19 protein-coding genes are annotated in these 17852 nt (G+C 60.7%); 9 read left to right on the top strand and 10 right to left on the bottom strand.

Going from position 1 to position 17852, the window contains the following annotated elements; translation table 11 throughout:
• Window positions 1-29: 29 nt before the first annotated feature.
• Window positions 30-689, top strand: coding sequence for a trimeric intracellular cation channel family protein (locus tag M9924_07050; protein MCO5064161.1), 660 nt, complete (start codon window positions 30-32; stop codon window positions 687-689).
• A gap of 3 nt (window positions 690-692) precedes the next feature.
• On the opposite strand, the gene M9924_07045 is transcribed toward M9924_07050, so the two are convergent.
• The 3 genes from M9924_07045 to nth form a co-directional block, all read right to left on the bottom strand.
• Window positions 693-1514, bottom strand: a complete 822-nt coding sequence (locus tag M9924_07045) for a GNAT family N-acetyltransferase (GenBank protein ID MCO5064160.1) — start codon at window positions 1512-1514, stop codon at window positions 693-695.
• A gap of 140 nt (window positions 1515-1654) precedes the next feature.
• Window positions 1655-3910: a response regulator gene (locus tag M9924_07040; protein MCO5064159.1), complete on the bottom strand. Its 2256-nt coding sequence runs from the start codon at window positions 3908-3910 to the stop codon at window positions 1655-1657.
• Between the two features lie 78 nt (window positions 3911-3988).
• On the bottom strand, window positions 3989-4738 hold the full coding sequence (gene nth / locus M9924_07035) for an endonuclease III (GenBank protein MCO5064158.1): 750 nt from the start codon (window positions 4736-4738) through the stop codon (window positions 3989-3991).
• Between the two features lie 21 nt (window positions 4739-4759).
• Between nth and M9924_07030 the strand changes: the two genes are divergently transcribed.
• The 3 genes from M9924_07030 to M9924_07020 all read left to right on the top strand — a co-directional run bounded on the left by M9924_07030 (window position 4760) and on the right by M9924_07020 (window position 7134).
• Window positions 4760-5254, top strand: coding sequence for a DUF2244 domain-containing protein (locus M9924_07030; protein MCO5064157.1), 495 nt, complete (start codon window positions 4760-4762; stop codon window positions 5252-5254).
• Window positions 5255-5322: 68 nt separating this feature from the next.
• Window positions 5323-6207: a methylated-DNA--[protein]-cysteine S-methyltransferase gene (locus M9924_07025; protein ID MCO5064156.1), complete on the top strand. Its 885-nt coding sequence runs from the start codon at window positions 5323-5325 to the stop codon at window positions 6205-6207.
• 27 nt (window positions 6208-6234) lie between these two features.
• Window positions 6235-7134, top strand: coding sequence for a ribokinase (locus M9924_07020; GenBank protein ID MCO5064155.1), 900 nt, complete (start codon window positions 6235-6237; stop codon window positions 7132-7134).
• On the opposite strand, the gene M9924_07015 is transcribed toward M9924_07020, so the two are convergent.
• The gene (locus tag M9924_07015) at window positions 7120-8055 is read right to left on the bottom strand and encodes a nucleoside hydrolase (GenBank protein ID MCO5064154.1); all 936 of its coding nucleotides are present in this window, start codon (window positions 8053-8055) and stop codon (window positions 7120-7122) included. The two genes, M9924_07020 and M9924_07015, sit on opposite strands and share 15 nt — an antisense overlap.
• A 109-nt stretch (window positions 8056-8164) precedes the next feature.
• On the opposite strand from M9924_07015, the gene M9924_07010 reads away from it, so the two are divergent.
• The gene (locus M9924_07010) at window positions 8165-8590 is read left to right on the top strand and encodes an Hsp20 family protein (protein MCO5064153.1); all 426 of its coding nucleotides are present in this window, start codon (window positions 8165-8167) and stop codon (window positions 8588-8590) included.
• Between the two features lie 70 nt (window positions 8591-8660).
• A complete protein-coding gene (locus M9924_07005) occupies window positions 8661-8918 on the top strand; it encodes a DUF1150 family protein (protein MCO5064152.1) in 258 nt (85 codons plus the stop codon).
• A gap of 59 nt (window positions 8919-8977) precedes the next feature.
• On the opposite strand, the gene ptsN is transcribed toward M9924_07005, so the two are convergent.
• The 6 genes from ptsN to lptC all read right to left on the bottom strand — a co-directional run bounded on the left by ptsN (window position 8978) and on the right by lptC (window position 14166).
• On the bottom strand, window positions 8978-9442 hold the full coding sequence (ptsN, locus tag M9924_07000; protein ID MCO5064151.1) for a PTS IIA-like nitrogen regulatory protein PtsN: 465 nt from the start codon (window positions 9440-9442) through the stop codon (window positions 8978-8980).
• A gap of 70 nt (window positions 9443-9512) precedes the next feature.
• The gene (gene raiA, locus M9924_06995) at window positions 9513-10094 is read right to left on the bottom strand and encodes a ribosome-associated translation inhibitor RaiA (protein MCO5064150.1); all 582 of its coding nucleotides are present in this window, start codon (window positions 10092-10094) and stop codon (window positions 9513-9515) included.
• Between the two features lie 233 nt (window positions 10095-10327).
• Window positions 10328-11845 carry an RNA polymerase factor sigma-54 gene (gene rpoN, locus M9924_06990; GenBank protein MCO5064149.1) on the bottom strand — a complete coding sequence of 506 codons (1518 nt, stop codon included), beginning with the start codon at window positions 11843-11845 and terminating at the stop codon, window positions 10328-10330.
• Between the two features lie 224 nt (window positions 11846-12069).
• Entirely contained in the window at window positions 12070-12867 is a 798-nt protein-coding gene (lptB, locus tag M9924_06985; GenBank protein MCO5064148.1) for an LPS export ABC transporter ATP-binding protein, read from the bottom strand.
• Complete coding sequence (locus M9924_06980; GenBank protein ID MCO5064147.1) at window positions 12867-13448, bottom strand: LptA/OstA family protein; 582 nt, start codon at window positions 13446-13448, stop codon at window positions 12867-12869. The genes lptB and M9924_06980 overlap by 1 nt, the downstream gene beginning before the upstream one ends.
• 1 nt (window position 13449) lies before the next feature.
• Complete coding sequence (gene lptC / locus M9924_06975) at window positions 13450-14166, bottom strand: LPS export ABC transporter periplasmic protein LptC (protein MCO5064146.1); 717 nt, start codon at window positions 14164-14166, stop codon at window positions 13450-13452.
• Between the two features lie 432 nt (window positions 14167-14598).
• On the opposite strand from lptC, the gene cysK reads away from it, so the two are divergent.
• The 3 genes from cysK to M9924_06960 all read left to right on the top strand — a co-directional run bounded on the left by cysK (window position 14599) and on the right by M9924_06960 (window position 17850).
• On the top strand, window positions 14599-15564 hold the full coding sequence (gene cysK / locus M9924_06970) for a cysteine synthase A (protein MCO5064145.1): 966 nt from the start codon (window positions 14599-14601) through the stop codon (window positions 15562-15564).
• Between the two features lie 888 nt (window positions 15565-16452).
• The gene (locus M9924_06965; protein MCO5064144.1) at window positions 16453-16959 is read left to right on the top strand and encodes a ferritin-like domain-containing protein; all 507 of its coding nucleotides are present in this window, start codon (window positions 16453-16455) and stop codon (window positions 16957-16959) included.
• Window positions 16960-17019: 60 nt separating this feature from the next.
• Entirely contained in the window at window positions 17020-17850 is an 831-nt protein-coding gene (locus M9924_06960; GenBank protein MCO5064143.1) for a Ku protein, read from the top strand.
• Window positions 17851-17852 lie beyond the last annotated feature (2 nt).

Raw genomic sequence — 17852 nt, 5'->3', positions numbered from 1 at the left:
AGATGTCGTCCAATCGCGCCGGTTTGCACATGACATCAATCCAGTTCCTCGACTATGCGGGCGTCGCCGTCTTCGCGGCGACCGGCGCGCTGTCCGCCTCGCGCAAGCAGCTCGACATGGTCGGCTTCATCTTCCTTGCAGGCATAACAGGCATAGGCGGCGGAACGCTGCGCGATGTCATTCTCAACGTGCCGGTCTTCTGGGTGGGAAACCACATCTATGTCCTGATCTGCGTGGTGACGGCCATGCTCGTGTTCTTCACGGCGCATCTGGTCGAATCGCGCTGGCGGTTGCTGCTGTGGCTGGACGCGGTAGGTCTCGCCGCATTCGCCGCCATGGGCACGGCCAAGGGGCTGGCGATCACCGGCTCGCCGGTCATAGCCATTGTCATGGGCATGCTGACGGCGACCTTTGGCGGCATATTGCGCGACGTTGTCGCGGGCGAACAGTCGGTCTTGTTGCGTCCCGAAATCTACGTGAGCGCAGCGGGGGCGGGCGCAGCCGCCTATGTGATCGCAGACTGGATGCTGGCAGCGCCGGGACTTGCCGCGACGCTCGCCTTCGCGGTCGCATTGGTCGTGCGCGGCGGTGCGCTGTGGTTCGGCTGGACCCTCTATCCTTACAGGAGCCGCCCCGGACGCAGGCCGGAGGAAATTCCCGACCGGCGGTCGAAACGGCACATGCAGTAAAGATCAGGCCACGAGGCTCTGGCCTTCTCCGCCATAGTAGCTGATGTAGCGCTGCGAGATGAAAGACACCGGCAGCACGACGAACACGTCGGTAGTGCCGAATTCCCTGTCGATCACGCATCCCTCGCCGAAGCGCGCGCCAAGCCGCAGATAGCCCTTGATGAGCGGCGGCATCGCCAACAGCGCGGATTTCGCGTTGACGGCTTCCTCGGGCATCAAATCCATCGGGCAAAACCGTTCGGAGACGGCGCGCACGGCCCAGTTTCCTTCCGCCCGGCAATGATGGGCGAGAAAGGAGAGAGCCTCCGCATGCGCGGCGGGCACCGTGCCGTGGAATGAGGCGCAGCCCGCCATCACGTCTATCTCATGGTGGTTCACATAGGCCCAGATCGCCTGCCACAATGCCTCGATCGTGCGTTTTGTCCGGTAGGCGGGCAGCACGCAGGAGCGCCCCAACTCCATGAAACGAAGGCCCGGATTGCGCGCGACCAGGCCGTCCAGTTCGAACTCGGAGACGGAGTAGAAGCCGCCGTGCAGCGCCGCGCGCTCCTGCCGGAGCAGGCGATAGGTGCCGACCACCCGCCGTTCATCGGGACCGGGCAGGTTGATGTCGCAGACGATGAGATGGTCGCAGACCGCATCGAAGGAATCGACATCGCGTCCGGGCACAGTTGCAGCCAGCGGCAAGGACGTCTGCGCGCCAAGCTCCTCGCAAAACACGCGATAGCGAACCTCCTGCGCAGCCGCGATTTCCTCGACGCTGCGGGCAAGCCTCACCTCGAGCGAACCGATGCGTCCCAGAAGGCAATTCGCGCCGACAGACATGTGCGAGACAGCGCCGGCCGAAATATCTTTCGCTATATCCTGCATCTCGATGCTCCCACGCGCCCAAGGTCCAATCAACAGGTCCTGACCCTATTCAATAGGGTGCTAACATGGGCATACTACATCATCGTGACAGGGTATCACGTGCCTTGACGCGCAAAATTGCGGCTTCGCGGCTGCTCTTCCACGGCCTGCACCAGCGTTTCGGGATCGATGGGCTTGGTCAGGAACCCGCTTGCGCCGCCGGCAATCGCTTCGTGGCGTGTCTTTTCCTGGCTATCGGCCGAGAGCACCAGGATGGGAGTGGGCTTCTGCCCGCGCTGCTCCTCATGCTTGCGAATCATCGCAATGGCGTCGAAGCCGTCCATGACCGGCATGCTGAGGTCCATCAGCACGACGTCGAAACGCGTACCGGATTTCCCGCACGTCACCGCTTCCACCGCGGCGCGGCCATCGCTCACCGTTTCCACGCGGTGCCCCGCGCGCGACAGGGCTGTGCGCGCAAGAAGCGCGTTGATCTCATTGTCTTCGGCAAGCAGCACCGACAGGCTTCTCGCATCCGCTGTCCGGCGCGATGCAGCCTGCAACTTTCGCGAGCCTGGCTTTCCGTCGCCCAGTCGCATTTCCAGAAGCCGCAGCAGGGTCTCGCCGCGCACCGGGCGGACGAGGAAATTGCCGTAGCCGCGTTTCTGAAAGCTGTCTAGTTCGCCGCGCCCGTCCGGACCGATGACGATAATGGCGTCCGCCTTTTCGAGCCCGGCCCTGCGCAGACGCGCCAGAAGTCCCTTCTTCTGCCGCTCCATGCCCGCGTCGACGAGAACGGTGTCCCACCCCTCGCGCGCAATTGCATTGGCGGATTCGATGCTGTCGACGACCGCCGCATGGCCGCCATAGGCATCGATGGTCCGTCGCAGAGCTTCGGACTCGATGGCATTGCCGGAAAGGATAAGGCACCTTTTCCCGGCGAGCGAACTGGACGTTTCGAGCCGGGGAATTTCAACCGGGGTGGCGGGAACCGTGAAGGAAAATTCGGAACCCTTGCCCGGATTGCTCACCACCGCGATCTCGCCGCCCATGCCTTGCACAAGCCGCCGCGAAATGGACAATCCAAGACCGATGCCTCCCTTCGTGCGGGTCGACGTGCCGTCCGCCTGTTCGAACTCCTCGAATATCCGGTCCAGATCCCTGCTCTCCAGACCGGGACCCGTGTCGGTCACGGTGAATCGCAGCATCGGCTGGCCGTCCTTTTCCTCGCTGGCCACGCCGACCAGCACGCCGCCCGTATCGGTAAACTTCGTCGCGTTCGCGACAAGGTTGATGAGCACCTGCCGCACGCGGCCCGGATCGGCCATGATCCGCATCGGCACGTCGGGCGAGACATAGCAGCCCAGGCCGAGTTCCTTTGCATAGGCGCGCGAGGCGAGCAGTTCGATCACATTGTTCACAAGCTCACGCGGAGACACGCGTTGCAGTTCCGGCACGAAGCGGCCCGCCTCGATCTTGGAAAAGTCGAGAAGGTCCTCGATCAGGGCGAGCAGCGAGGTTGCCGAGGTCGAGATCGCGTTGACATATGTGCGCTGCTCGTCGGAAAGCTCGGTCCCGGCCAGAAGCTTGGCCATGCCGGTAATGCCGTTCATGGGCGTGCGGATCTCGTGGCTCACGGTTGCCAGAAAGCGGGACTTGGCGCGGCTGGCATGTTCGGCCCGCTCGCGGGCATCGATCAGGCCCGCTTCCGCGTTCTTGCGCACGGTGATGTCGCGTGCGATTGCCCGATGCGAGACTTCGCCGGTGTGCTTGTCACGTACCGTAAGCTCGACCCATGAAAACCACCTCGTGCCGTTCGGCGCAGAAATCGGCACATCGGTTGAACTGAGATACTCGCCTCCGGCGAACGACGCGTCGGGCACCACGCCGACATCGATGCCAAGCTCCTCAAGAGTGCGGCCTGAAAGATTGCGCTGTTCCGCTCCGACCAGTCCGGCGAACACCTTGTTGGCGTAGACGATGCGGCCTTCGCGGTTGCGATGAACCACGATGTCGCCGAGCGTGTCACTAAGTTCGCGAAAGCGCTGTTCGGTTTCTTCCAGCTCCCACATGCGGTCCGCGAGAGACTCGATTTCCGACTGTCTTCGGAACAATGCAACACGTCGCAAGCCGTAAAGGCGACCGCGCAGCCAGACCGCGACGATGCCGGAAGCGGCGGCTACGCCAAGCGCCACGGCAGCGGTCTTTGCCGTGGTGTCGCCATTCTCGAAATAGACGATTGCGCAAAGCGACAGCACCGCCAGCAGCACAATCAAAAGGACGGCCGCGAAATCGATTGAGTCCCCCGCTACCACGTCGCGCGAGGGCTCCTCTTCGACGGTGTCGTGATCTTCATGCTGGCGCAAGGGCATCCTTCCAGTCCCGAGCCTGATGCGGGAACCTACCAGATATTAGCCCCGAAGTTTCGCCTTTTCCCTAACGGCGCAATATCACATGAGCGAAACTTCATTCGCCGGCAATTGCACGATCGGAGCGGGAACCGAGCACGACTTTTCGTCAAACTTGCACAGGTCCGCGATGATGCAGGCCGGGCAGTCCGGCTTGCGCGCCTTGCACACATAGCGCCCGTGCAGGATCAGCCAATGATGCGCGTGCAGCAGATATTCCTTCGGGATCACCCTCAGGAGATGCTGCTCGACCGCCTCCGGCGTAGCGCCGGGAGCAAGCCTTATCCTGTTCGCGATGCGGAAAATGTGGGTGTCGACCGCGATCGTCGGCTGTCCGAAGGCGATATTGAGCACGACATTCGCGGTCTTGCGACCGACTCCCGGCAGCTTGACCAGTTCGTCCCGGTCGGGGGGAACCTTTCCCTGGTGGTCCCTGATGAGCACTTCCGAAAGGGCGATCACATTCTTCGCCTTGTTGCGCCACAGGCCAATGGTTCGAATGCGGTTGCCAACGGTATCCACGCCGAGCGCGAGCATTTTCTCCGGCGTGTCGGCGACCGCAAACAGACCCTCCGTCGCCTTGTTCACACCCGCATCGGTCGCCTGCGCCGACAACACCACGGCGACCAGAAGCGTGAAGGGATTGACGAAATGGAGTTCGCCCTTGGGCTCCGGCCTTTGAAGTGCGAACCTGCGGAAAATTTCATGGACCTCGTCGTGCGTATAGGCGCTTCGGCGGCGGCTTGCGGATTTTGCCCGGCGAGGTGTTGTTTTGACTTTTGGATCGGCCATAGCCTCTCTATAATCTGCGCCATGAGCGATACAACATCGACCAGCGCTGCGGACGAGCCGTTTTTTCGAGCGATGCTGACGCCGCACAGGTCGCTTGGCCGCAAAGGCTTCCTGATCCTGATGCTGACCGTCACCGGAGGCTGGCTGACGACCGGCGCATTCTTTCTCGCGCATGGTGCATGGCCGGTCTTCGGGTTTTTCGGCCTCGACGTGGTGCTGCTCTATGTCGCCTTCAAGCTGAACTATCGCGCCGCCCGCGCCCATGAGGAGGTTTCGGTGTCGCGCACGAGGCTGGACATTCGCAAGGTCGCGTCCTCGGGAAGGAGCGAGGAACATCGCTTCAATCCGTTCTGGACCCGCTTCAACATTGCGCGCCATGAGATGATCGGCATAACCAGCATGACGGTCGAGGGGCAAGGACGGCGCGTGCCGCTCGGGTCGTTCCTCAACCCGGATGACCGCGAAAGCTTTGCAAAGGCATTCGGCGCGGCGCTCATGCGGGCGCGCGGACGCTGAACAAGGCGTATATCGGGTGGTCTTGCACATTCGGGATAGCGATATTGGCTGAAAAGGAGAAAACGGCCATGAACGCGCCCGTCGCTATTCTGGAAAAGGATGTCACGCCGCAGGGCGGCGACTATGAGATTATCCGCAGGGTGGTCGAAAAGATCAGCCTCGATTATCGCGCCCAGCCGTCGCTGGACCAGCTTGCCGCAGAAGTGGGAGAAACATCCGGCGGCTTGCAGAAGCTGTTTACACGCTGGGCGGGGCTTTCGCCCAAGACGTTTCTACAGGCCGTGACGCTCGATCACGCGCGCAGGCTTCTGGACACGGGCCTGCCGCTGCTCGATACCGCCTATGAGGTCGGCATGTCCGGGCCGGGCCGTCTGCACGACCTGTTCGTCACCCATGAGGCAATGTCGCCCGGCGACTACAAGACGCGCGGCGCAGGCCTGACCATCCGCTTCGGCTATCATATTTCGCCCTTCGGCGTGGCGCTTGTCATGGTGACGGACCGTGGCCTTGCGGGCCTGTCCTTCAACGATCCGGGAGACGAACGCGCCGCCTTCGCCGACATGTCGGGACGCTGGCCGAGCGCGACCTATGTCGAGGACATGTCCGCAACCGCGCCCTACGCCGCGAGGATTTTCGATCCGGCGCGCTGGCGCTCGGACCAGCCGCTCCAGGTGGTGTTGATCGGCACTGACTTTCAGGTCCGGGTATGGCAGGCATTGCTGCGGATCCCGATGGGCCGCGCACGCGCCTATTCGGAAATCGCCAATGAAATTGGCGCACCAGCGGCAAGCCGCGCGGTCGGAGCAGCCATAGGCGCAAATCCGATTTCCTTCGTGGTGCCCTGCCACCGTGCGCTCGGCAAGTCCGGTGCCCTGACAGGATATCACTGGGGCTTGACGCGCAAGCGTGCCATTCTGGGATGGGAAGCGGGCCAGCTGGCGACCGGCAGGTAGCTTCGCCCCAAACACTGGAGCAATGCTTTGATAACGGTCATCGGTTCGATCAACCTTGATCTTGTGGCGAATGTCGCTCGTTTGCCCAAGCCGGGCGAAACCGTTCCGGGCTCGACCTTCAAGACCGCACCCGGGGGAAAGGGCGCCAATCAGGCACTCGCCGCCGCAAGGGCCGGTGTACAGACCCGCATGATCGGGGCGGTGGGACGCGATGCCTTTGCAGACGAGGCGCTGGCACTTTTGCGTGCGGGAGGGGTCGATACCTCCCACCTGCATCAATCGGCTGCCGCCACCGGCACTGCCCTGATCATGGTCGACGATAAGGGCGAGAACATTATCGCAGTCGTTCCGGGGGCAAATGCTTCAGTGCTTCCGGGCGGAATTGCCAAAAGGCCGCTGGAACCGGGGATCGTCCTCCTGCAACACGAAATTCCGCTGGAGACGGTGGATGCAGCGCTCGATGCGGCGCGCGCCGCGGGCGTCACCTCCATTCTCAACACCGCCCCGTTCAGGATCGAGGCGGCAGCGATGCTTGAAAAGGCAGACTATGTCGTCGCCAATGAAACCGAATTCGACCTCTATGCCAAAACGCTGCATCTGAAAGGCGCAAAGCGGCTTGATTCCATGCAGGACTTTGCCGGCCGCACCGGACGGACAGTGATCGTCACGCTCGGTGAGGATGGTGTGATTGCGGTGACGCCAAAACAGACAATCGAAGTGCCCGCGATGAAGATCGATCCCGTGGACACGGTTGGCGCGGGCGACACGTTCTGCGGCTATCTGGGTGCGGGTCTCGATGCGGGTCTGCCCTTGCGCGACGCGCTGCACAGGGCGGCGGTTGCTGCATCGCTCGCTTGCCTGAAGCCGGGCGCGCAGCAATCCATCCCGATGGCCGAGGAGGTAGCCGCCACGCTAAAGCCTGCCTAGCCTTTCGACAAGGAGCGCAAAGAAACCGTCGGCATCTATGTAGCGCATGACTGTAGCGTTCTTCACAAGACCGGTAACGCCCCACCAATCGATGACCGTCATGCCCATCGTGAGTTCCGACGAAATCTCGACCTGGACATTCACCTGCCGTCCCTTGAACAGATCCGGCCGCAGGAGATAGGCAATCACACACGGATCGTGCAGCGGCCCGCCGTCGGTTCCGTATTTCTCTTCGTCATAACGTTCGAAGAACTCCAGCAGCGCAACCGCGGCGTCGCCGACCGGGCTGCCGAGCCTGCGGAAAGCGTCGAGACGCTTATGCGTGGTGAGTGCCTGGTGCGTTACATCGAGGGGCATGATGACGGTGGGGATCCCGGCGCGTAGCACGATATCGGCGGCGTAAGGGTCCACATAGATGTTGAATTCGGCGGCTGGGGTCTTGTTGCCGCCTTCGAAAAATCCGCCACCCATCAACACGATCTCGCCGATGCGCGGCGCGATTCGAGGCTCGCGGATGAGAGCGAGCCCAATGTTGGTAAGAGGGCCGAGATGGCAAAGGGTGACGGTGCCGCTTTCCTCGCGCATCAAGGTCTCGACAATGAAATCGACGGCATGCTGCGATTGCAATTTCATTGACGGCTCAGGCAGCACCGGCCCGTCGAGCCCGGTCTTTCCGTGCAGATATTCGGCAGTCACCAGCTTTCGCACCAAAGGCCGCTCGGCCCCCGCGAAAACCCTCGTTTCGGGCCTGCCTGCCAATTCGCATATCTTGCGCGCATTCTTCTCTGTGAGGGCGAGCGGTACGTTGCCGGCTACTGCCGTGATGCCAAGTACATCAAGCTCAGGACTCGCCAAAGCCAGCAGGATCGCGATTGCGTCATCCTGTCCGGGATCGGTGTCGATTATGATCTTGCGCGCCATGCGGGTCCTTCCACTCACTTGAATTCAAGGTGCGGACGGACCATATCAAAGCCAACGGTCGGAATGCCATCAGGGTCTGGCCGTCATGTCGCTCGATGAGGACAGGAAAATGAGCCGAATGACCATGTTTTCGTCACCGCTCCTGCTTGGCTTCGATGCCATGGAAAAGACCATCGAGCGTGTGGCCAAGAACGGTGACTCCTACCCGCCCTATAATATCGAACGGCTCCGCGTATCCGAAGGCGCGCCCGAGCGCCTGAGGCTGACACTGGCTGTCGCCGGGTTCACGGAGAGCGAGCTTGAGCTGACGACCGAGGACAACCAACTGGTCGTGCGCGGCAGGCAGTCCGATGAGGAAGAACGAGAGTTCCTGCATCGCGGCATCGCCGCGCGTCAGTTCCAGCGCATTTTCGTGCTGGCCGACGGCATGCGGGTGATCGGCGCGGAATTGAAGAATGGTTTGCTGTCGATCGACCTCGATCGCCCGCAGCCTGAAAAGCTGGTCAAGAAGATCAGCATCGCAGTGAAAGAATAGCCGGTTCCGAAGGAACCAACATGCTCTGGAGCGGGTTGGCTGTCAGCGTCCCGCCCGAAGGAGGCCTGAAATGACCAGTAGTGAAACCAAGATCAACGTTACCGAGGCCCAGCTCGCCCATATAGGCGAGGGCGTGGTGGCCTATGTCCGCGAAATGCCCAGCGAAGAACTGGTCGACAAATTTCCAGGACTTCCGAAGATCCAGCCGGGAACGAAGCTGTGGGCTTTGTTCGCAGCCAACGGACAGCCCATATTGCTCGCCGACGAACGTGGTCGGGCGCTTGCGGGTGCGATGGAAAACGACCTGACGCCCGTCGCGGTTCATTGACGCGATGAAAAAGGCGCGATGCCGATCGCATCGCGCCCTGCAGCTATCGGATGCTGTGCCTACGCCGCGTGAGGCGTCGCAGTCTCTGAAAGAAGCGCATAGATCGCGTTCGCATCCCGCGTACCGCGGATCTTGTTCACCGTTTCGGTGTCGCGCAGCACGCGGGCGATCCGCGAAAGTGCTTTAAGATGGTCTGCACCTGCGCCTTCGGGCGCCAGAAGCAGGAAAACGAGGTCGACCGGCTGGTCATCCAAAGCCTCGAAATCGACCGGAGCCTCAAGCCGCGCAAAAACTCCTACGATTTTTTTAACACCGTTGAGTTTTCCGTGCGGGATTGCGATGCCGTTGCCGACGCCGGTGGAACCCAAGCGCTCCCGCTGCAGGATCGTGTCGAATATGACCCGCTCGGGCAGTTCCGTTACAGCGGCCGCTTTTTCGGCGAGAAGCTGCAGGAGCTGCTTTTTTGAGTTCGCTTTCAAGGTCGGCATAATCGCCGATACCTCGATCAGATCGCTCAAATCCATTCCAACGTCCTTTGCACTTAGCTCGGCCCAAAAGGCCGGGGCAGGTGTTTCAGTTGCTTTTGGGGGGCTTCTATTGCCCGTTGCCTGGAGCCGTTGACGGATCGATCCAGCCGATATTTCCGTCCGGCCTGCGGTAAACGATATTCACATGTTCGGTTCCGGCGTTCCGGAACACGAAAACGGGGCTTTCCTTGGTGTCCAGCTCAATGACGGCGGACGCGACGGACATGGTTTTCAACGCCATGGTCGATTCCGCGACAATTGCGGGCGCATAGTCCTCCGGCACTTCCTCGTCGTCGTCGGCGACGGGCGCCATCACGGTATAGGAAATGTCGATTGCATTGCCGTTGGCGCCCTGCCCGTGGGACTTGAGCTTGCGCTTGTATCGTCGAAGCCGCTTTTCCAGCCGCTCCGCAGCCGATTCGAATGCGGCGACCGGTTCCTGAGCGTCGCCTGTTGCCTGAAGGGACATGCCGGTATCCAGGTGAATCATGCAATCGGCACTAAATCGCGAACTGGATTTAGAAACCGTGACATGGCCTGAGAAGCCGCCGTCGAAATATTTGTCCACTGCTTCGTTTACCTGAGTCTCGATGCGCGCGCGGAACGCATCGCCGATGTCCATCTGCCTGCCGGAAATACGCAAAGTCATGAAAGCGAACCCTTATGCTCAGACAACCGTCCGGATGCAGTCTATACCCGTGGTCAGGGGGGACAAGGTTTGCCGCATCGGCAAACCGGATTTGGTCTTCAAATTTTCTGGTTTATGACGAGTTACGAGCCACCAACTCTGCATTTCCCATGCCGGGGGTCTCTTGCGGGCGGGCTTCTAGACATTTGGCCCGCTCTTGTCAATCAAGCTCGGCTGTTAAGCTGTTTGCTCGATCACGCAGCCGCCTGCGCCCGTTTCTCGCGCCGCCGTTGGACAGAGGACAGAATGTTCATGCTCTCGCGATATTTTGCGACCGTGCGGCGGGCGATGTCGACGCCATCCTTGCGCAAAATGTCGACGATGGCGTCGTCGGAAAGCGTTTCGTCGCCTTCGTCGCCGATAAGCGCGCGGATGCGGTCGCGCACCGCTTCCGAGGAATGGGCTTCGCCGCCTTGGGCCGACTGGATCGCCGCCGTGAAGAAGAACCGCAGTTCGAACACACCGCGCGGCGTCGCCATGTATTTGTGTGCAGTGACGCGGCTCACCGTCGATTCATGCATGCCGATGGCGTCGGCCACGGTTTTCAGGTTGAGCGGTCTCAGATGCCGGATTCCGTAGGCAAGAAAGCCATCCTGCTGCCGCACGATCTCGCTTGCGACCTTGAGGATGGTGCGCGCCCGCTGGTCGAGGCTGCGGGTCAGCCAGTTCGCATTCTGCAGGCATTCGGAGATGAACTCGCGGTCCTCCCGGCTGCGCGCGGCCGATGAAACCTCGGCATAATAGACATTGTCGATCAGGACATGCGGCAGAGCGGATGTGTTGAGTTCCACAGCCCAGCTGCCGTCGCTGTTTGGGCGAACATTGACATCGGGAACGATCGTATCGAGCGACCCGCTCGTAAACGCCAAGCCCGGACGCGGGTCGAGCGCACGGATTTCGGCCATCATCTGGGTCAGGTCTTCCTGATCGACGCCGCAAATGCGCATCAGCGCCGCAAAATCGCGACGGGCCAGAAGAGGAAGGTTTTCCAGGAGCTTCGCCATTGCGGGATCGAGCCGATCCTTCGCCTTGAGTTGCAGCGCCAGGCACTCCGACAGGTCGCGTGCGAAAAGTCCGGCGGGCTCGAAGGTCTGGCAGATCGCAAGGGTCTTTTCGACTTCCAGCACCGGCACGCCGAGGCGCACTGCGGTCTCGTCGAGTTCGGCCCGGAGATAACCCGTCTCGTCAAGGCTGTCGGTCAGGTCCCAGGCGATCGAAGACTGCATGTGACCCAGTCCCGACATCGCGATCTGTTCACCCACATGGTCGCGCAGGCTTGGCTGGACCCGCGCCACGTCCTCCAGGTCGAAATCCTCGAAACCGCCGGTCGATCTCGGACCCGCACCCGACTTCCAGCTGGCCGCAAGGTCAGGGCTTACAAGCTCGCGGGCGTTGTTGTCGTCGGGAAAGACGTTTTCGAGCGAAGTGTCCAGCGTACCGGCCATTGTGTCGCTGCTGGGCGGCGCGCCCGTTTCGAACCACTCATCATCATTGCTGGCGTGGGCTTCCGGTTGCGGCGCGTCGTCCTGTGGCGTCGAGGGCAGATCATCGCCGTCGCGCCGTTCAAGCAGGGGGTTGCGCTCGATTTCCTGGTCGATGAACGCATCCAGTTCCGCATGTGTGAATTGCAGCAGCTTGATGGATTGCATCAACTGCGGCGTCATCACCAGCGCCTGCGATTGCCGCAGCTGAAGTTTCGCAGAAAGCGCCACGATTTGCAGAAGCTCCCAAGGACCCGTTACAGATACAAAAGCCTCGCCATGCGGATACGCACAACAGTTGCAGACAATCTGGCCCGGATATTGCTTGTCAAGGGAGAAAGGGCGCTCTGGCGGGGGTTAGGCGCAATTTGGCCGTCCAAACGCGGTATTTCACAGCCCAGGGTTGCCATAAAGTGACGATTTCGATCGAAATCGCCGGCCCTGTGAAGGAATAGCTAAAGGCTGAATGCCTCGCCGAGATAGAGCCGGCGCACATCGGGATTGGTGATAATGGCGTCCGGGCGCCCATGCGTGAGCACTTCCCCCGCATGAATGATATAGGCGCGGTCGATCAGGCCGAGCGTTTCCCGCACATTGTGATCGGTGATCAGCACGCCGATGCCGCGCGCGGTGAGGTGCCTTACGAGTTGCTGGATATCGCTGATTGCAATGGGGTCTATACCGGCGAACGGCTCGTCGAGCAGCATGTAGTTGGGGCGGCTGGCCAGCGCCCGGGCGATCTCGAGCCTGCGCCGCTCGCCGCCTGACAGCGAAATCGCGGGCGCGTTGCGGAGATGGCTGATGTGGAACTCCTCGAGCAGCGCGTCGAGGTCCGCCTCCCGCCGCGCGCGATCCGGCTCGATGACTTCGAGCACCGCGCGCACATTGGCCTCCACGCTGAGGCCGCGGAAAATGGAAGCTTCCTGCGGGAGATATCCGACGCCGAGCCGTGCGCGTCGATACATCGGCATGCCGGTAACGTCGAACCCGTCGATGCGGATCGTGCCCTCGTCGGAGGGGACCAGCCCCGTCACCATGTAGAAGCAGGTCGTTTTGCCGGCGCCGTTCGGTCCAAGCAGCCCGACAGCCTCGCCCGCGCGCAATTCGAAGGAAACGCCGCGTACGACCTGCCGCCCCTTATAGCTCTTGACCAGTCCGGTCGCGGTCAATGTGCCCTGTTCGGGCGGTGCGCCATTGGGGCGGCCCGCGGGACCGCTTCGCGCCTGCGTTGCTGCCGCTTGGGAATAGGACATTACTGGCTTTGCGATTGTTTCTGCGAACCTGGCTGCATAAGCACGCGAACGCGTCCGGTGCTCTGGCCGCCGCCACAACCGTCAACATTGGCGAGGCCGGTCTTCATCTGGACCGTCAGCTTGCAGCCGACGAGGACATTGGGGCCGTCCGACAGCACCACTTCCTTTCCGGAAAGGGTGAGGACTTCCGACTTCATGTCGAATGTGCCACGGTCGCCCGTCGCGACCTGGGTGTCGGCCTTCACATAGACCTTGCCCTCGACTTCGAGGTGATCGATGTTCGAGGCTCCCCCGGTCGCCACATTGGTGTTGCCGTCCTTGACGTAGTAGACGGTCATTTTGCCCGCCTTAAGCACGGTGGCGCCCTGCACGACATTCACATTGCCGGAAAACACGGCCATGCTTTCCGACTCGTTCACCTCAAGCCTGTCGCTTTCGATCTGGATCGGCTTGTCGCCGGAGAGCTTGAGGCCGGAAAGCTGGCTCGCTCCGCCACTGTTCTGGGCCATTGCAGCCGGTATCGCCCCCAGCAGAACCAGAGCGGCGCACCCCGTGCGCCAAGAGAAGCCTTTGTCCTTCATGTCAGCTCCCGTCCGCCTTCTGCAAAGACGCGTCCCTGGGCTCGACGACCATGCGGACGCGCTTGTCAAACACCATGCGCTGCCCCTGGTCCTGGATGCTCATGGAATCGGCCTGGATTCTTGAGCCCTTGAGTTGAATATCCACCGGCAGGTCAGTCTTGAGATTGCCCTTCGCAATATCGATGTGGGCAGTGTTCAGCTTGACCGACATGCCGTCAGTCGTGGTCACCGTCAAGCCGTTTTCGAGCTGAAGCGTATTGGCCTGCTGATCATAGAAGCCATGCGACGCTTCTATGGTTGCGAAATTCTCTTCGTCGTAAGGCAGCTTGGCGCTCACGTCCTCAAGCTCGATGAGACCCGGCTTCGTCAAATCCTGATACGCGCGCAATGCCGTCATCGAATAGGGCTTGTTGAGCTTTGTGAAACCTTCCAGCTTGGGACTGGCCATCACCAGCTTGCCATCCGAAATGGCCGAATCCGCCACGTCGAGGCTGACTTTCGCAGGTGTCACGGCATAAGAATAGGCGAAGAAGCCGGTCGCGATCAGGATCGCTGCGAGCGGAAGCACGAATTTCAGGACGGAGACGCGGCGCGAATGCCGCTGCGCGTTGCGGAACGCGGCAAACTTCACCGCGCCGTCGTCCGACGCCACGGGGTCGAAAATCTGCGGCTGCGCCGATTGTAGGCCAGTCTCGTCTAGCACGTTCACGAATTCCATTTGCCGCCACAAGGCGAATAGTCGAATGATTGCGGCGGCGCTGCCGAGCGCACTCAGGCGCCCCAACGTCCCCGCCAGTATAGAATTTTCAGTTTAGCCAAACCACCGATTTCTCAATCAGCCGTTGAGCTTACACCGAAAATCCTGTTGCAGGCAGCCCATCTCATCTCAATATGGTCATTTGGTGGTTCGAATGGAAGTGTCGCTGGACCGCCAATCTTCAAGCGCGCTTCTAAGGCGTAGAAAGTTTACGACATGTAAACTTCTGTGAAGGCGCGTCAATCATATCTTTCGGCTTAGAAAAACAGTGCAATTTGGCCGCCTGAATGAGAACAGGATTTCAATACACGGTCATTTCGAGTTACAGAGCTTCTCGATTTTTGCCTGCCACGGCCTAATGTGAGGCCCGAAAACCGGATGGGAGAAAGATCCATGGCAAAGGAAACGCGCGGTCGCGGCAAAGTCTACAACTCGATCACCGAAACGATCGGCGACACGCCGCTTGTGCGGCTCGACAAATTTGCCCGGGAAAAGGGGATCGTCGCCAATCTGATCGCGAAGCTCGAATTCTTCAATCCGATAGCCAGCGTGAAGGACCGCATTGGTGTGGCGATGATCGAGTCGCTGGAAGCGGCCGGCAAGATTACGCCGGGCAAGACCACGCTGGTCGAGCCGACATCCGGCAACACCGGCATCGCGCTTGCCTTTGCCGCCGCCGCAAAAGGATACAAGCTGATCCTGACCATGCCGGAAACGATGTCGGTGGAGCGGCGCAAGATGCTGGCGCTGCTCGGCGCAGAGCTGGTGCTGACCGAAGGCGCCAAGGGCATGAAGGGTGCGATCGCCAAGGCCGATGAACTGGCCGAATCCATTCCGAACGCGATCATCCCGCAACAGTTCGAGAATCCCGCAAACCCGGAAATCCACCGCACAACCACGGCGGAGGAAATCTGGAACGATACCGGCGGCAAGGTCGACATTTTCGTTGCGGGCATCGGCACCGGCGGCACGATCACCGGCGTGGGCCAGGTGATAAAGAAGAGAAATCCCGCGCTGCACGTGGTTGCCGTGGAGCCGGAAGCGTCGCCGGTTCTGTCCGGCGGCCAGCCCGGCCCACACAAGATTCAGGGAATTGGCGCGGGTTTCGCGCCCAAGGTGCTCGATACCTCGATCTATGACGAGATCGTGAAAGTTTCGAACGAGGATGCCGTGGCCAATGCGCGGCTCGTCGCGCGGCTGGAAGGCGTGCCGGTCGGCATTTCCTCGGGTGCGGCGCTGCAGGCGGCGGTGGTCGTCGGCTCACGCCCGGAGAATGCCGGGAAGAACCTCGTGGTCATCATTCCGTCGTTTGCCGAGCGGTATCTTTCGACCGTGCTTTTCGAGGGTCTGGGCGCCTAGAGCGTTTCGCAGTTAGTTTGAAGCATTCTGCCGGCGACGGTTTGCGGCAAGGCCAAGGGGTTTGTCGCAGGTCGGGCTGGTGGCCCGGACAAGACAAAGACCGAAGGATTTGGCGCAAACCGGCCCGGCCCACCGACCGCCCCCCGTTGCTGCGCAATGGGAAAGGGCGTTCGGCAGGGAATATCCGATTGTCGATTTGCCTGACGGCAAATCGACAGGCGGGGTTTGCGTTTGGCGGGCACCCACTTCGTCATGCCGCTCGACCGGGCAACCAGCCCGTCCTTCGCGCCCTTCCTTGTGAACCGCCGCGCCAAAACGACAAACAGAATGATTCAAACTAACTGTGAAACGCTCTAGCCGGAGCCTGAAAAACAGACACCCGCGCCCGATAGGCGGGCGCGGGCGCTGCTGCCTGAGATCCGGCTTCGGAAGGGAGTTCTTACTGCGCTGCCGTCTGGCTGAAAGAGCCGCCGAGGCGGCGTGCGCAAGCGGGGCCGGGGCCGCGCATGTAGTGGCGCTCCGGTCGATAGCTTGGAGCTACAAACTCACGAATAGCCGTCGCGCAACGGGCGACCTTGATCCACACAACCATTGCCCTGTCCCCTTCGGATGTCCCTTCCGAATATGGAGCGAAGTTTTACGGTCAACTGGTGAATCGACCGTGAATGCGGTGCGACCAAAGACGCCGGCAAAGGCCGAATTTTGCCCTTTCAAGCTAATTCTTTCGAGGTAGGCGCGCATATCGGGTTTGATGTGCTGTTTTAGCAACAGCACTAAATCGCCGCTTTGAAATGAATCCCGGAACCCGGGCCAAGCTGCCGCGTTGCAAGGGCAGGAAAGCAGGTGCGCGCACGTCATTTCCAAAAAATCTCAAAACAGGAGGCCACAATGGGCTTTTTCTCAAAAGACATCAAAACGTTTGACGACCTGTTCGTGCATACGCTGCGGGATATCTATTACGCAGAAAAGGAGATCAGCAAGGCGCTGCCGGACATGATCGACAAGGCGACCAATCCGACCTTGCGAAAGGGTTTCGAGAAGCACCTTGAGGAAACCAAGGGTCACATCGCCAATATCGAGCAGGTTTTCGAGATGCATGGCGTGAAGGCGAAGGCCGTGCGCTGTCCTGCAATTGACGGTATTCTCGAAGAAGCGAACGAGGTTGCCGGCGAGGTGGACGACAAGCAGGTGCTCGATGCCGCGCTTATCGCTGCGGCGCAGGCGGTCGAGCACTATGAGATAACACGCTACGGCACCTTGATCGAATGGGCGAAGCAGCTTGGTCGCGACGACTGCGCGTCCGTGCTGAAAAAGAACCTGGATCAGGAGAAGGCGACGGACCGCAAGCTCACCGAACTTGCAGAAAGCAAGATCAATCTGCAGGCGGCAGAGTAAACATCTCGCAGGCGGCGCGGAGCAGTTCGCGCCGCTTCGCATTGCGTCAAGGAGGGAAGGATGGCGCCGCGTCCCATTTGGAAAGGCTATCTGAAACTGTCGCTCGTCACCTGCGCGATCGAGCTGTCAAACAGCACCACATTCTCCGAAAAAGTCTCCTTTCATGTCCTGAATCGCAAGACGGGCAATCGAGTGAAGCGCATCTATGTGGATGCCGACACCGACAAGCCGGTCGAAACCGACGAACAAGTAAAGGGCTATGAGGTTGAGGGCGGTGAATACGTGCTCATGGAGGAAAAAGACTTCGACGCGGCGCAGATCGAATCGTCCGATACGGTGAGTCTGGAAAGCTTCGTCGAAAAGAGCTCGATCGAGCAGATCTATCTGGACACGCCCTATTATGTCGCGCCCGGCGACAGGGTTTCCGAAGAAGCCTTCGCTGTCATCCGCGACGCGATGCGGGCGAAGAAGATGGCTGCGCTGGCGCGGATCGTGCTTTATCGGCGCGAGCGACCCGTTGTCATCGAACCTCTCGACAATGGCATGCTGCTGACGACGCTGCGCTACCAGAGCACTGTGCGCAAGCCGGAGACCGTCTTTGACGAAATCCGGAAGGTGAAGCTGGATTCCGACATGCTGGACCTCGCCGAGCACATCATCGACAAGAAGAAGGGGAAGTTCGATCCGGCCGCATTCGAGGACAAGTATGAGAATGCGTTGCTGGAGGTGATAAAGGCGAAGAAGGCCGGTAAGAAGATTGCCGCGCCGAAGAAGGCAGCGAAACCCTCCAACGTGGTCAACCTCTTCGACGCGCTGAAGAAGAGCCTTGCCGAGGATGGCGGCGGAGACACCGCGCCCAAGCCGAAATCGAAAAAGAAGAAGGCTGCATAGGC

Source organism: Rhizobiaceae bacterium (assembly GCA_023953835.1).
Taxonomy (GTDB): domain Bacteria; phylum Pseudomonadota; class Alphaproteobacteria; order Rhizobiales; family Rhizobiaceae; genus Mesorhizobium_G.
This window is presented reverse-complemented; position numbering and strand designations above follow the sequence as displayed.

What these genes read in the sequence shown, in the direction of transcription:
- M9924_07050 (MCO5064161.1), top strand. Translation starts at nt 30, where the DNA reads ATGACATCAATCCAGTTCCTCGACTATGCGGGCGTCGCCGTCTTCGCG.
- M9924_07045 (MCO5064160.1), bottom strand. Translation starts at nt 1,514, where the DNA reads ATGTCTGTCGGCGCGAATTGCCTTCTGGGACGCATCGGTTCGCTCGAG.
- M9924_07040 (MCO5064159.1), bottom strand. Translation starts at nt 3,910, where the DNA reads ATGCCCTTGCGCCAGCATGAAGATCACGACACCGTCGAAGAGGAGCCC.
- nth (MCO5064158.1), bottom strand. Translation starts at nt 4,738, where the DNA reads ATGGCCGATCCAAAAGTCAAAACAACACCTCGCCGGGCAAAATCCGCA.
- M9924_07030 (MCO5064157.1), top strand. Translation starts at nt 4,760, where the DNA reads ATGAGCGATACAACATCGACCAGCGCTGCGGACGAGCCGTTTTTTCGA.
- M9924_07025 (MCO5064156.1), top strand. Translation starts at nt 5,323, where the DNA reads ATGAACGCGCCCGTCGCTATTCTGGAAAAGGATGTCACGCCGCAGGGC.
- M9924_07015 (MCO5064154.1), bottom strand. Translation starts at nt 8,055, where the DNA reads ATGGCGCGCAAGATCATAATCGACACCGATCCCGGACAGGATGACGCA.
- M9924_07010 (MCO5064153.1), top strand. Translation starts at nt 8,165, where the DNA reads ATGAGCCGAATGACCATGTTTTCGTCACCGCTCCTGCTTGGCTTCGAT.
- M9924_07005 (MCO5064152.1), top strand. Translation starts at nt 8,661, where the DNA reads ATGACCAGTAGTGAAACCAAGATCAACGTTACCGAGGCCCAGCTCGCC.
- ptsN (MCO5064151.1), bottom strand. Translation starts at nt 9,442, where the DNA reads ATGGATTTGAGCGATCTGATCGAGGTATCGGCGATTATGCCGACCTTG.
- raiA (MCO5064150.1), bottom strand. Translation starts at nt 10,094, where the DNA reads ATGACTTTGCGTATTTCCGGCAGGCAGATGGACATCGGCGATGCGTTC.
- lptB (MCO5064148.1), bottom strand. Translation starts at nt 12,867, where the DNA reads ATGTCCTATTCCCAAGCGGCAGCAACGCAGGCGCGAAGCGGTCCCGCG.
- M9924_06980 (MCO5064147.1), bottom strand. Translation starts at nt 13,448, where the DNA reads ATGAAGGACAAAGGCTTCTCTTGGCGCACGGGGTGCGCCGCTCTGGTT.
- lptC (MCO5064146.1), bottom strand. Translation starts at nt 14,166, where the DNA reads ATGGAATTCGTGAACGTGCTAGACGAGACTGGCCTACAATCGGCGCAG.
- cysK (MCO5064145.1), top strand. Translation starts at nt 14,599, where the DNA reads ATGGCAAAGGAAACGCGCGGTCGCGGCAAAGTCTACAACTCGATCACC.
- M9924_06965 (MCO5064144.1), top strand. Translation starts at nt 16,453, where the DNA reads ATGGGCTTTTTCTCAAAAGACATCAAAACGTTTGACGACCTGTTCGTG.
- M9924_06960 (MCO5064143.1), top strand. Translation starts at nt 17,020, where the DNA reads ATGGCGCCGCGTCCCATTTGGAAAGGCTATCTGAAACTGTCGCTCGTC.